Here is a 12,277-nt window from a genome sequence, read left to right on the forward strand (position 1 = left end):
AGTCCGGCCCGCCCCGGCGCGCGGGCCGGGGTCGGCGGCGAGGGTGGGGTGGTGCCGCCGTGAGCGTGGGCCGGTGGCCTCACGGCCGCGTGACGCGTTACGCGTTCGCGGGCAGCTCGACGCTGAGGTGGGTGCCGCTGCCGGGCGGGCTGTCGAGGTGCAGGAGGCCGCCGAGCGTGGCCGCGCGGGCGGCGAGCAGCACCACCCCGCCGCCGATGACCGGCCGCGCGCCGCCGTTGCCGTCGTCGTCGACGGAGATCTGCACGGTCCGCCCGTGCCCGCGCACCGCGACGATCGCCCGCCGCGCGCCCGCGTGCCCGACGACGTTGCCGAGCGCCTCGCAGACCACCGCGAACGCGGTCGCCGTCACCGCCGGCGTCTCCGGCACGACGTCGACGGTCACGTGCACCGTCAGCGGCACGGCCGCGGCGACCTGGTGGACCGCGGCGCCGAGCTCCGGCACCCCCGGGTCGGCGGTGAGCCCCAGGGCGCACAGGTCCTTGAGCGCGTGGCGCATCCCGGTCCCGGCCCGTGGGGTGAGGGCCAGCACGGCCGGGTCCGTCGCGGCGCGGATCTCCGCGGCGACCGCGGCCAGCTCGGTCAGCCGGCCGAAAGCGGCGTCGAACCCGGCCGCGGGGCCGGCGCCGAGGTCGGTCTCGAGCCCGCGGAGCCGGGCGAGGACCCGGGCCCGTTCCGCGCCGGGCACGACAGCGACCCGGTCCCTGCGCAGGCGTGACCGTACGCCTGACCCCAGCCACACGCCGAGCAGGTCCACGCCCACACCCCCTGATCACGTCTCTCGCAGCAATTAAGCGTTCTTCCGCCGCGTCGCGTTACCCGGCGGGGCGCCGGGTGCGGTACACCGGCAACAACCATCAATGTAATCCAGCTGCGCCAGACCGCGTTGCCCCTTTCAGGGGATCATCGCGACGCGGCGCAGGCCGTTGGTCGACGCACCCGCCACCAGCAGCGCGTCGCCGTCAGCGGTGAACGCGAGCGCGGTCAGGCTGCCCGGGATCCCACGGTACGCGACGATCTGTCCCGACAGTGACACGTGCCGCACCTGCCCGTCGCCGAACCCGGCGGCGAGCCAGCCGTCCGGGTGGAACGCGAGCGCCCGGACCGGCGCCTTCGTCCCGAACGCGGTCGTGTTCACGGCGAACCGGACGGCGCCCGTCGCGGCGTCCAGCACGACCAGGTTCGGGTCGTCGTTCCAGTGGTTGCCGCCGAAGGCGACCAGCCGCCCGCCACGGTCGGCGGCGGCCGCGTACCAGTGCTGGACGAACTTGTGCCGGTGCCCGACCGGCGGCTGGTGCCAGGCGGGCGGGCCACCGCCGGCGGGCAGGGCGACGATCCGGTAGCAGCTGGCCACGACGGCGGCCCCGGCCGCGGCGGCGAGGTTCGCCGTCTGGTAGATCGTCTCGTCGAGCACCGGGTCGGCGGCGAGCGTGGCGACGATCTTCCCCGCCGGGTCGGCCGCGACCACCCGTACCACCCGGTCGATCTCCAGCGCCGACAGCAGGGCCGCGTCCGGGCCGGCCGGCGGGGTCTTGCGACCGAACGGGTGCCGGGTCAGGGCGACCAGACCGCCGTCCGGCAGCCAGCCGAAGTTGCCGCTGAGACTCCAGGTCATTGGCTCGCCGCCGCGGCCGAGCGGCACCGTGCGGATCATCGGGACGATCACGTCGTGGCGGTGCGGCTTGACCCGCTCGCCCGCGGCGAACCAGGTCCCCGCCGGGTCGACGGCGAGCGGCGCGCCGAGCCCGGGATGCTCGGCCTCGACGACCTCGAGGGCCGTCCCGGAGCGGACCTGCAGGGTCGGCGGGCCGGTGACGCCGCGGGGCGGGTCGTAGGCGACGACCACCCTGCCGTCGGGGGTCGCGCCGAGACCGTTCGCCGGCCCGGGCACCCCGTTCGTGGCCGTCCAGGTCACCTTCCCCTTGCCGGCCGGGGGCGGCGTGGGGCAGGGACCGGCCGCGCGCCACGCCCAGTCCCGCTTGACGTCGTACAGCTCGGCGCCGAGGCCGGCGGCCAGCCGCAGCGCGGTGAGCATGCCGCCGCGCCGGTCGGCGTCGACCGTCACGCGGTGCCCGTCGATCTCGACGTCGGGCGCCGTGGCCGGCACCGGGGACGCGGCGCCGCGGAGCTCGAACTCATGCAACATCCGGCAAGGATGCCAGACCGACCGCGGGCGCACCCCTCGTCGAGGTGCGCCCTCGGTCCCGGATCAGCAGTACAGGTTGCCGCCGGCGGAAACGCCCAGGATGCCGACGAACTGGTTGTACAGGTTCACCCGGCTCTGCACCTGACCGGCGTTGCCGCCGTTGCACTCGATGCTGTTGATCGCCCGGATCGTGGTGCCGAAGCCCTGCCCGTTGACCATGGCGTTGTGCGACGTGGTGCCCGCGTTGCCGGTGCCGGTCATCCAGTACCAGAGGCCGGTCTGCCACGAGATCGACGAGTTCGTGGCGACCAGGTTCGGGTTGTTGAGCAGGTCGACGCCGAGGGCGTCACCGGCGGCCTTGTAGTTGAAGTTCCAGCTGAGCTGGATCGGGCCGCGGCCGTGGTACGCGGACTGCCCGGCGGGGCACCCGTACGGCTGGCTGTAGTCGCAGTAGTGCGGCCAGTTCGCGGTGTTGATCTCGTCGATGTAGACCAGGCCGCCGGTCTCGTGGCTGACGTTCGCGAGGAACGCCGCGGCCTCCTGCTTCTTGACGGTGTCGCTGCCGCTGGTGGCGAACGCCGGGTACTTCTTCATCGCGTCGGTGAGCCCGGCGTAGGTGTAGAACCCGTTCCGGCCCGGGAACATCTGGTTGAACTGCGCCTCGCTGACGACGAACCCGCCGCCCCCGCCGCCGCCCGTGTCGCCGCCGCCGCAGCTGTACGGCGACCAGAACCAGGTGCTGATCGTCGGGTCGTAGCCGGGGTTCTCGTGGGTCGCCTGGTAGTACAGGCCGTTGGTGTAGCGAACGATCGCGCCGACCGCGTAGTACTGCCCGGCCACCCAGTTCGGGTAGCTGCACGAGCCGCCGCCACCACCACCGCCGGTGCCGCCGCCGCAGCTGCCGTTGTCGGCCCATACGCCGGACCCGCCGGTGCTGGGCGACTCGTACTGCGTCCACCACTTGGCGGTCCAGTTGTGGCCGTTGTACGACGCCTGCTGGCCGCCGGTGTACACCTGGCTTCCGACGTAGGCGGGCGCGCACGCGGCCGCGTTGGCCGCGGTCGCGGGCAGGACCGCGGCCACGGCCGCCGCGACCGTCATCCCGGCCGCGGCCACGAGCGCGAGCAGTCTTCTCTTGGGCATGGGGGATGCCACCTTCCACGAAACATGGACGACTGTCCATGTTCGTTATTTGTAAACAAAACTTCCTCCTTTATAAATACTGTTACCTGAATCGACTTCTGCAAGAACTGCTCAGGGTCCGCCCGCATCCATGGCGCACGACGCCGGTCGATGCGCAGACTCTTCGCAGGGGGTGGCGGATCGTGGACGCGACGTGGGGTATCCCGGGACCGGTCTTTCTCTGGCTCTTCCACGCGACGGGCGCGCTCGCCGTCGGCTTCGCGCTGCTGTGGCGGTGGCACCGCACGCGTCCGCTGCGCCGCCCGGACGCCACCGGCCTCACCGCCGAACACCTCGCGATGCTGAAGTGGGAGCGGGAGGGCACGGTCAGGACCGGCCTCGCCGCGCTGCGGGCCCGGGGCGCGGTCGCGGCGGAAGCCGGTCTGGTGACGCAGGACGCGCCGCCCGCCGACGCGACGCCGCTGGAGCGGGCCCTGTTCGAGGCGGTCCGGACCCCGGCGCGGGTCCACGACCTGGACCGGGTCCCGGCGGTCGCGGCGGCCCTCGACGCGGTCGAGGACGACCTGCGCCGGCGGGGCCTGCGCCCCGACTGCACCCTCCAGCGCCGGCTCTCGATCGTCGCCGGGGTGCCGCTGGGCACGCTGCTCTCCCTCGGCGCGGGCCAGGTGGTGGCGGGGCTCGTCAACGGCCGGTCGGAGGGCCTCCTGGTCTTCTCGATGATCGCGTACGGCACGGTCCTGCTCCTCGTCGTGAACCAGGACGTGCCCCGGGGACGGGACCCCTTCGGGGTGTGGGCGGCCGCGCAGCGGGAGCACGAGCACCTCGCACCGCGGCGCCGGCCGTCCTGGGCCACGCACGGCCCGGCGGGCGCGGCGATGTCCGTGGCCCTGCACGGCGACGCCGCACTGCGCGCCGGCGATCCGGCGTTCGCCGCCGGGCTGCGCCCACCGCCCTAGCCCGACACCAGCCGCCGGTCGACCGGCCGGCCGGGACCTTGTGGCTGACGGGTCAGACGTCGGACTCGATGGCGAAGGTGTTGCCGTCGGGATCCTGGAACCAGGCGATCCGCCCGCCACCGGCGCGAGCCGTGATGCCGCTCGCGTCGTGCCGGAACTCGTCATACCGGACGAACGCGACGCCGGCCGAGGTGAGCTCCGCGACGACCCGGTCGATGTCGTCCACATACCACGTCGCCAGCGTCGCCGAGGTCTGCCCGGCCGTCACCGACTGGTACACGTTCAGCGCGGGCCCGCCACCGGAGCCGTAGACGCGACTGCCGTCGGCGATCCTGGCGCTGGGACCGGACCGCAGCACCGGCAGCCCCAGCTTGCCTTCGTAGAAGGCGACCGCCCGCCCGATGTCGGACACCGCGATCGACGCTCGGAGCTCGTACCCGCTCAACGGCATGCACCACTCTCGCACACGCGAGCGGACCCCGGGACGGTGTGTCCCGGGGTCCGCTCGCCGGAGGGATCAGATGAGCCAGCGGTTGCGCTGGACGAAGGGCAGCTTCGCCCACAGCCGGCCGAGGCCCCAGGTGTGCCCGGCGTACGCGGCGGCGAGCACCACCAGCACGAGCGCGTAGATGAGGTGGTAGTCGGCGAACGGGTTGGTCGAGCCGGTCGCGCCGACCGGCCACTCGGCCAGCCACATCATCGCCATGATGAGCGCGCCGGACGCGGCGGCGATCCGCATGCCGACCCCGGCGAGCAGGGCCACGCCGACGCCGAGCATGCCGAGCATGAACAGCCAGTTCGCCCACCAGGTGCCGGCCATCGCGTGGAACGCCGACTGCATCGGGCCCACGTCGACCGAGCTGAGGAAGCCCTTCGTGGGCGAGCCGCCGTTGATCCAGGCCTTCGCCGACGGGGTCGAGTAGCCCAGGCCGAAGGTCTTGTCCAGGAACGCCCACAGGAACACGAACCCGGTGCCGATCCGCAGCACCGCGAGGGACTTCGCCGCGGCCTTGGTGAGCATGCTGCCCGGCGCCTCAGCGTGTTCGAGCTGGCTGACAGGGGTGTGGTGGACGGATGCGGCGCTCATTTCGGGCCTCCAGTCGGTTTCCTTGACAACCTCAGTTTCGTCGTCGCGGCGCCGGTACGACCGGGCCGAAGCGCCCGACCCGGCAGGGCCGGAAGTCCCTCAACTCCGCCGCGGCCCGGCCGATAGTGCGACCGGGGGTGGTTTCGTGGACCCGGAGATGTCCCTGTCCGAGGACGACCTGCGGGGCATCGTCTGGCAGGTGTGGACGGCGTACCTGCACTGCCAGCCCGAGATGGCGACCGCCCCGGAGCCGCTGCCCGACACCGCCGACGTCACCGCGAGCATCGGCCTGGCCGGCGCGTGGAACGGCCTCGCCGTGCTGCGCTGCAGCCTGCCGGCGGCGGGCGTGATGGCCGGCGCGATGCTCGACGTGGACCCGGTCAGCGCCAGCGCCGACGACTGCGCCGACGCGCTCGGCGAGCTGGTCAACATCCTCGCGGGCAACGTGAAGAGCCTGCTGCCCCAGCCGAGTCACCTGTCCCTGCCGCAGGTCGTCGTCGGCCGCGCGAAGATCGTGTGGCCGGGCACCACGCCCCTGCACACGCTGCAGGTGACCCTCAACGACGACCCGGCGGTCCTGACCGTCCTGCGGGGCGACGTCAAGCCCGCCATGTGACCCGGGTCACTTCCGCTGCGCCGGTACTGATGGAAACATCGGTTCGCACAGTGGAACGAGGAGGGTCGGATGCACGTCGTCGTCAGCCAGGCCTGGACCCGCGACGCGGAGGGGCACGCGGAGGCGTACATCGCCCTGTCCGCGCGCTTCGCCGAGTACTTCGCCGCCCATCCCGGCTTCCGCGGCCGGTGGCTGGTCCGCGACGTCGAGGACCCGACGCACTTCACGCACATCCGGCTGTTCGACACCGCCGAGTCGTACGCCGAGGCGACCAGGACCCCGGGCTACGTCGAGCACACCGAGGCCATGTACGAGCACCTGCGCCCGTACGACACCTATCCCCGCACCATCGGTGAGGTCGTCCTCGAGGACCGGCCGTGACCGGCCCGGAGCGTAGCGACAGGCCGGTCACCATGGGCACAGTTCCGGGGTCAGGACGGCGCCGGAGCGCAGCGGAGGTGACGGCGTGACCGCTTTTGTGCTCGTCCACGGTGCGTTCCGGGGTGCGTGGTCGTGGTCGCGGGTCCGGCGCCTCCTCACCGCCGACGGGCACGAGGTGCACACGCCGTCGCTGACCGGGATGGGCGACCGCCGGCACCTCACCGGGGATCCGCCGGCGCTGGACACGTGGGCGCTCGACGTCGCGAACCTGCTGTTCGACGAGGACCTGCGCGACGTGGTCCTCGCCGGGCACAGCCAGGGCGGCGTCGCCATCGCCGCGGCCGCCCGCCTGTGCGCGGACCGGCTCGCCCGCCTGGTCTTCCTCGACGCGCCGGAGCCGCTGCCGGGGGAACGCGCCGCCGGGCTCCTCGGCCCGGTCCCGGACCTGCCGCGCGACCTGTGGCTGCAGCCCCGGCCCGTGACCGACGCGTCGCTGGACGCGGCGACGCGCACCTGGATGAACGCCCGGCTCTGCCCCACCCCGTTCGCCCCGTCGCTCGACCCGATGCCGGCCGAGACGCCCGTGTCGGCCGCGGTGCCGCGGCAGTACATCTTCTGCACCGGCACGCCGCCCGGCTATCCCGCATCGGTCACTCTCGACCGGCTCCGCGCCGACGGCACGCCCTTCCACCTGATCGAAAGCGGTCACGACGCCCCGCTGAGCCACCCCGCGGACGTGGCCGCCCTGCTGCGGGGCACGCCGTAGCGGCACGCCTGCCGGCCGCGCCCACGACAATGCCGGTCGAGGAGCGTGCTCAGCGGGGGAAGCCGCCGCGGTCGCCGATCTGCTCGACCTTCTTCGTCGGGCCGGAGACGATCAGGGTGTCGCCGTGCTGGATGACGGTGTCGGGCAGGGCGGTCTCGGCCTCCTGGCCGGCACGCTTGACGGCGACGACCGTGATGCCGTGCTTGCTGCGCAGGCCGAGCTGGGTCAGGGTCTGCCCGATGACCTCGTCCGGCGGGCAGACCTTCGCGATCGCGTAGCCGTCGTCGAGCTCGATGAAGTCCAGCAGCTGGCCGGTGACGAGGTGGGCGACGCGCTCCCCCATGTCGGCCTCGGGGTAGACGACGTGCCGGGCGCCGACCCGCTCCAGGATGCGGCCGTGCTTGGCGGAGATCGCCTTGGCCCAGATCTCCTCGACGCCGAGCTCGGTGAGGGCCAGGACGGTCAGGACGCTCGCCTCGATGTCGGTGCCGATGCCGACGACGGCGCGGTTGAACTCGGCGACGCCGATCTGGCGCAGCGCCTCCTCGTCGGTGGAGTCGGCCTGCACGACGTGGGTGAGGACGTCGGCGAGCTTCTGCACGATCTCGGCGTTCTCGTCGACGCCGAGGACCTCGTGGCCGAGCTCGGTGAGCGACTCGGCGACCTGCCCGCCGAAGCGACCCAGGCCGATGACCACCACCCCGTCCGACATGTCGGGCTTGCTCATCGAGCCTCCAGAGATACTCACCCGATGATCGGCCGCTCCTCGGGCAGGCGGTACCGCAGCTTCCGGTGCCGCAGGGCGATCGCGGAGGCCACCGTGATGGTACCGACCCTGCCGATGAACATCAGCGCGACGAGTGTCAGCTGCCCCGACGCCGGCAGCGAGCCGGTGATGCCGGTCGACAGGCCCGCGGTGGAGAACGCGGCCGTCGTCTCGAACAGCACCCGGTCGAAGGGCAGCTCCGTGACCAGCAGCAGCACCAGGGTGCCGAGCGCGACGGTGCCGACGCCGAGCAGCGCGACGGTGACCGCCTGCCGGACCGTCTGCGCCGGGACGCGCCGGGCGCCGACGTTGACGTCGTCCTCGCCGCGGACCTCGGCCCAGATGACGAACGCGAGCAGGAAGAACGTGGTGACCTTGATGCCGCCGGAGGTGCCGGCGCTGCCGCCGCCGATGAACATCAGCACGTTGGTGAAGGCGAGCGTCTCGGGGCGGACCGCGCCGTAGTCGACGCTGTTGAACCCGGCGGTGCGGGGGCTGACCCCGGAGAACACGCCGCCGACGATGGTCTGCCACCAGTTGAGCGGGCCGAGCGTGGCCGGGTTGGACCACTCGAAGGCGGTGACGGCGACGGCGCCGATGAGCAGCAGGATCGCCGAGCCCCACACGGTGAGCCGGGTGTGGATCGACCAGTACCGCGGCTTGCGCCACTCGCGGTAGAGCTCCAGCAGCACGGGGAAGCCGAGGCCGCCCAGGACGACGGCGACCGCGACGGTGCCGCAGATCCACGGATCGGCGACGAAGCCGATGAAGCTGTCGGTGTACAGCGTGGTCCCGGCGTTGTTGAACGCGCTGACGGCGTGGAAGACGCCGTGCCAGAGGGCCGTGCCGAGCGAGTCGTCGTAGGTCGTGCGGAACCTGACGGTCAGCACCGCGGCGACGACCAGCTCGAAGCCGACCATCATGGCGAGGACCCGCAGCAGCAGCGCCCGCACCTCGCCGAGGTTGAGCGAGCGGGTCTCCGCCTGGGCGACGAGCCGGGTGCGCAGCGCGAGCCGGCGGGACACCATCAGGCCGAGGACGGTCGCGAACGTCATGATGCCGAACCCGCCGACCTGGATGAGGCCCAGAATGATGCCCTGGCCGGTCGGCGACCAGTAGGTCGCGGTGTCCACCGTGCTCATGCCGGTGATGAACACCGACGACGCGGCCGTGAACAGGGCGACCAGGAACGGCGCCGGCTCCCCGGCCGCGCGGGCGGCGGGGAGCATCAGCAGGCCGGTGCCGACGGCGAGCGCGGCCAGGAACGCCGTCGGCAACAGGCGGGTCGGGTGCCGCAGGGCACGGAGCATGCGGAAGATCCTATGAGGCGACCAGCTCCCGTGCCTGCGGAGTCTGCGCCGGTACGTCGTGCGAAACCTGCGGCAGCCAGCCCAGCCAGCGCGGCAGCCACCAGTTGCGCTCGCCGAGCAGCGCCATCGTCGCCGGGAGCAGGACCGCGCGGACGATCGTCGCGTCCAGCAGGACCGCGGCGGCCAGGCCGACGCCGAGCTCCTTCGTGGAGACCAGGGGCAGCGTCGCGAACAGCGCGAACACCGCCACCATGACCGCCGCGGCGCTGGTGATGACGCCCGCGGTGGCGGTGATGCCCTCGGTGACCGCCTGCCGGGTCGGCAGCCCGCGGTCGTGGCCCTCCCGGATCCGGCTGACCACGAACACGTGGTAGTCCATCGACAGGCCGAACAGGATCACGAAGAGGAACAGCGGCATCCAGTTCGTGATGCCGTCCGCGGCGCGGAAGTCCAGCAGCGACTCGAAATGCCCGTACTGGAAGACGAACACCAGCATCCCGTAGGCGGCGGCGACCGACAGCAGGTTGAGCACCACGCCGGTGACGGCCACGACGACCGACCGGAACGACACGAGCAGCAGCAGGAACGCCAGCCCGAGGACGAACCCGAAGACCAGCGGCATGGAGCCGGCGAGCTGGTCGTTGAAGTCCTTCGAGCCCGCGGTGTCACCGGTGACCCCGACCCACGCACCCGGATATCCGCCCAGCGTGGCGGGGATGACGGTGTCGCGCAGCGCGGCGAGGGCCTCCTCGGAGGCGCGGTCGCTGCCGGTGCCGGAGAGGCCGACGCTGACCACGGCGACGGTGCCCGCGGGGTTGACCTCGACGGTCACCGGCTCGTGCAGCCGGCCCGTGGCGAGCGCCTGCCGCTTGAACTCCGCGACCGCCGTGTCCCACTGGGCGCCGGTGACGTCGGGCGCCTTGACGACGACCTGGGCGGGGCCGGTGCCGCCGGGGAACGCCGCCTGGATCGCCAGGAACGCCTGCGTGATCGGCGCGCTCGGGGACAGGTCCTCCACGCCCTCGCCCTTGGTCCGCAGGTCGAGCGCCGGCGCGGCGAGGGCGCCGAGGGCGAGCACCGCGAGGACCGCGGAGACGAGGGGCCGCTTGAGGACCAGCCGCAGGAACGCGCCCCAGACGCGGTTGCCGGAGCGTTTGCGGTACAGGCCGGGAATCCGCCCGAGGTCGACCCGGTCCCCCAGCGCGGACAGCAGCGCCGGCAGGACGTTCAGCGAGCCGAGGACGGCCGTGGCGACGACGAGGATCGTCCCGATCGCGAAGCTGACGAACGTGGTGTCGCGGGTCAGGAACATCCCCGCCATCGCGACGATGACCGTCAGCCCGGACACCCAGATCGACCGGCCCGACGTCTGCGCGGCGATGACGAGCGCCCGGTGCGGGTCGGCGCCGGCCCGCCGCTCGTCGCGTTCCCGCCGGATGTAGAACAGGCAGTAGTCGACGCCGACGGCGAGGCCCACCAGGAGCATGACGTGCATCGTGGTGTCGACGGCCGGCGCGAGGTGGCTGGCGAAGGTGAGCAGCCCGACGGCCCCGACGACGGCGGTGACGGCGAGCCCCACCGGCAGCAGCGACGCGACGATCGCCCCGAACGCGACCAGCAGGATGCCGAGGGTGACGGGGATCGACAGCAGCGACAGCCGGTTGAGCCCCTCGTCGAGCTCGTCGCCGATGAGCTTGTCCCCGCTGGCGTCGCCGGCCTCCGCGATGTACAGCTCCGGGTGGGCCCGCTGCACGCCCGCGACGGCGTCGAGGACCGGCTGGATGCGGTCCTTCGCGGTCTCCGGGTCCCCGCGGACGGCGAAGGTCAGCAGCACCGACCTGCCGTCCTCCGACGCGATCGGCGCGGCGACCGCCTCGGTGGCCCCCGTCGCGTGCACCGCGTCGGTCACCTCCTTGACGACCTCGGCACCCGGCGCGCCGTCCTTGGCCGTGATGACGACCATCTCGCCGGCGCCCTGGGCCGGGAAGCCGGCCTGCTCGACGATCCGGTCCGCCCGCCCGGACTCGCCGTTGCCGAAGTCGCCGCTGCCCGCCTCGACCATGCCGGCCCGGCCGCTGAGCACGGTCACGCCGACGACGAACACGAGCCATCCGATGATGGCGAGCGCGCGATGGCGGGCGCTCCACACCGCGAACCGCGCCGCGATGCCCTTCACGCTGTCCCTGGATTCCATGCCAGGAACGCTATTGACGCTCCCGCCCGCTTTCGATCCGGCGAGCCCGCTGAGCCGCGGTGGGGCACACGGGCGGCACCCCGGTAGGGCCAGCCCTACCACCGCTCACCGCGGGCCCGGAACCTCGGCCGGCGGGGGAACGCGTCCGCAGCCGCCACACCCCCGCGAGGGAGTCCGTCAGACCGGGTGGATCGTCCAGGGGGCGCCGGCCGCGGCGCGGGTCGCGGACTCGCCGGGCGCCAGCCGTAGCACGTCGACGAGCGTCGGGTCCTCGTCGACGGCGTGGTGCAGGTGGCCGATCTTCCCGGTGCCGGGGTCGGCGTCGGAGGCGCCGATCAGCTGCCAGATGCCGTCGTCGGCGTCGTGGCTCACGTACAGGATCGGCTCGCGGCGCTCGAACACCTCCAGGGTCTGGATGCTGTTGGTGCCCAGCAGCCAGTGCAGCATCCACGCGGCGCGGCGGTCGCGCTCCAGGACGAGGTCGGCGACCCACCAGATGAACGGCAGCGTGTCGTGGGCGCGCGCCTCGGCGGCGGTCAGGTCGGGGCCGCCCTCCGGGACCCGCTCGAACGGCTCGTCGGTCAGCGCCAGGCCGTAGCTGTCGCCGTGCGGCACGACGAGGGCGTGGAACGACCCGCCGCCAGGGTTGCCGGCGCCCATGCCGATCGTGACGCGGCCCGCGTGCGGGTCCGAGCCGGTGGTCCAGCCGAACGCATACGACGCCATCTCGCCGCGGTGGCTGACGAACTCGCCGAACGCGCGCCGGTCCATGCCGGTCACGTCGGCGGTCGGCACCTCGACGAACGCGCCCTCCTCCACCTGGATGTCCACGGGCACCAGCCTAGTGGCGCGGTTCCGCCCGTCCCGCGCCAACTCCCGGGTGTGGCGGATTGT

General features: G+C 73.0%; 13 protein-coding genes. 4 read left to right on the top strand and 9 right to left on the bottom strand.

Annotation, left to right across the window (positions count from 1 at the left end; genetic code table 11):
- Positions 1 to 97 precede the first annotated feature (97 nt).
- From ACZ6TV_RS44990 to ACZ6TV_RS45000, 3 genes are all read right to left on the bottom strand, one after another.
- Positions 98 to 775 carry a sensor histidine kinase gene (locus ACZ6TV_RS44990; RefSeq protein ID WP_465305893.1) on the bottom strand — a complete coding sequence of 226 codons (678 nt, stop codon included), beginning with the start codon at positions 773 to 775 and terminating at the stop codon, positions 98 to 100.
- Between the two features lie 138 nt (positions 776 to 913).
- Positions 914 to 2,164, bottom strand: coding sequence for a WD40 repeat domain-containing protein (locus tag ACZ6TV_RS44995; RefSeq protein WP_465305895.1), 1,251 nt, complete (start codon positions 2,162 to 2,164; stop codon positions 914 to 916).
- Positions 2,165 to 2,227: 63 nt separating this feature from the next.
- Entirely contained in the window at positions 2,228 to 3,307 is a 1,080-nt protein-coding gene (locus ACZ6TV_RS45000) for a glycoside hydrolase family 19 protein (RefSeq protein WP_465305897.1), read from the bottom strand.
- 182 nt (positions 3,308 to 3,489) lie between these two features.
- On the opposite strand from ACZ6TV_RS45000, the gene ACZ6TV_RS45005 reads away from it, so the two are divergent.
- Entirely contained in the window at positions 3,490 to 4,263 is a 774-nt protein-coding gene (locus ACZ6TV_RS45005; RefSeq protein WP_465305899.1) for a TIGR04222 domain-containing membrane protein, read from the top strand.
- Positions 4,264 to 4,315: 52 nt separating this feature from the next.
- On the opposite strand, the gene ACZ6TV_RS45010 is transcribed toward ACZ6TV_RS45005, so the two are convergent.
- Both ACZ6TV_RS45010 and ACZ6TV_RS45015 read right to left on the bottom strand, forming a co-directional pair.
- A complete protein-coding gene (locus tag ACZ6TV_RS45010) occupies positions 4,316 to 4,708 on the bottom strand; it encodes a VOC family protein (protein WP_465305901.1) in 393 nt (130 codons plus the stop codon).
- A gap of 72 nt (positions 4,709 to 4,780) precedes the next feature.
- Positions 4,781 to 5,350, bottom strand: a complete 570-nt coding sequence (locus ACZ6TV_RS45015) for a hypothetical protein (protein WP_465305903.1) — start codon at positions 5,348 to 5,350, stop codon at positions 4,781 to 4,783.
- Positions 5,351 to 5,495: 145 nt separating this feature from the next.
- Here ACZ6TV_RS45015 and ACZ6TV_RS45020 point away from each other — a divergent pair, with 145 nt between their 5' ends.
- The 3 genes from ACZ6TV_RS45020 (at position 5,496) to ACZ6TV_RS45030 (ending at position 7,113) form a co-directional block, all read left to right on the top strand.
- Entirely contained in the window at positions 5,496 to 5,966 is a 471-nt protein-coding gene (locus tag ACZ6TV_RS45020) for a chemotaxis protein CheX (protein WP_465305905.1), read from the top strand.
- Positions 5,967 to 6,035: 69 nt separating this feature from the next.
- Positions 6,036 to 6,347 (top strand): antibiotic biosynthesis monooxygenase family protein, encoded by a 312-nt coding sequence (locus tag ACZ6TV_RS45025; protein WP_465305907.1) that lies wholly within the window; start codon positions 6,036 to 6,038, stop codon positions 6,345 to 6,347.
- Positions 6,348 to 6,432: 85 nt separating this feature from the next.
- Positions 6,433 to 7,113 (top strand): alpha/beta fold hydrolase, encoded by a 681-nt coding sequence (locus tag ACZ6TV_RS45030; RefSeq protein WP_465305909.1) that lies wholly within the window; start codon positions 6,433 to 6,435, stop codon positions 7,111 to 7,113.
- A gap of 49 nt (positions 7,114 to 7,162) precedes the next feature.
- Here the strand turns inward: ACZ6TV_RS45030 and ACZ6TV_RS45035 are convergent, their stop codons facing one another.
- From ACZ6TV_RS45035 to ACZ6TV_RS45050, 4 genes are all read right to left on the bottom strand, one after another.
- Positions 7,163 to 7,840: a potassium channel family protein gene (locus tag ACZ6TV_RS45035; RefSeq protein WP_465305911.1), complete on the bottom strand. Its 678-nt coding sequence runs from the start codon at positions 7,838 to 7,840 to the stop codon at positions 7,163 to 7,165.
- A gap of 17 nt (positions 7,841 to 7,857) precedes the next feature.
- Positions 7,858 to 9,189, bottom strand: a complete 1,332-nt coding sequence (locus ACZ6TV_RS45040; RefSeq protein ID WP_465305913.1) for a TrkH family potassium uptake protein — start codon at positions 9,187 to 9,189, stop codon at positions 7,858 to 7,860.
- 10 nt (positions 9,190 to 9,199) lie between these two features.
- Positions 9,200 to 11,383: an MMPL family transporter gene (locus ACZ6TV_RS45045; protein ID WP_465305915.1), complete on the bottom strand. Its 2,184-nt coding sequence runs from the start codon at positions 11,381 to 11,383 to the stop codon at positions 9,200 to 9,202.
- A gap of 177 nt (positions 11,384 to 11,560) precedes the next feature.
- Entirely contained in the window at positions 11,561 to 12,214 is a 654-nt protein-coding gene (locus ACZ6TV_RS45050) for a hypothetical protein (RefSeq protein ID WP_465305917.1), read from the bottom strand.
- Positions 12,215 to 12,277 lie beyond the last annotated feature (63 nt).

This window comes from Dactylosporangium sp. NPDC051087, from assembly GCF_055586325.1.

Bases quoted from the DNA above. Each gene is read 5' to 3' on its own strand.
- ACZ6TV_RS45015 (WP_465305903.1), bottom strand. From the start codon at position 5,350: ATGAGCGCCGCATCCGTCCACCACACCCCTGTCAGCCAGCTCGAACAC.
- ACZ6TV_RS44995 (WP_465305895.1), bottom strand. From the start codon at position 2,164: ATGTTGCATGAGTTCGAGCTCCGCGGCGCCGCGTCCCCGGTGCCGGCC.
- ACZ6TV_RS45045 (WP_465305915.1), bottom strand. From the start codon at position 11,383: ATGGAATCCAGGGACAGCGTGAAGGGCATCGCGGCGCGGTTCGCGGTG.
- ACZ6TV_RS45040 (WP_465305913.1), bottom strand. From the start codon at position 9,189: ATGCTCCGTGCCCTGCGGCACCCGACCCGCCTGTTGCCGACGGCGTTC.
- ACZ6TV_RS45035 (WP_465305911.1), bottom strand. From the start codon at position 7,840: ATGAGCAAGCCCGACATGTCGGACGGGGTGGTGGTCATCGGCCTGGGT.
- ACZ6TV_RS45000 (WP_465305897.1), bottom strand. From the start codon at position 3,307: ATGCCCAAGAGAAGACTGCTCGCGCTCGTGGCCGCGGCCGGGATGACG.
- ACZ6TV_RS45025 (WP_465305907.1), top strand. From the start codon at position 6,036: ATGCACGTCGTCGTCAGCCAGGCCTGGACCCGCGACGCGGAGGGGCAC.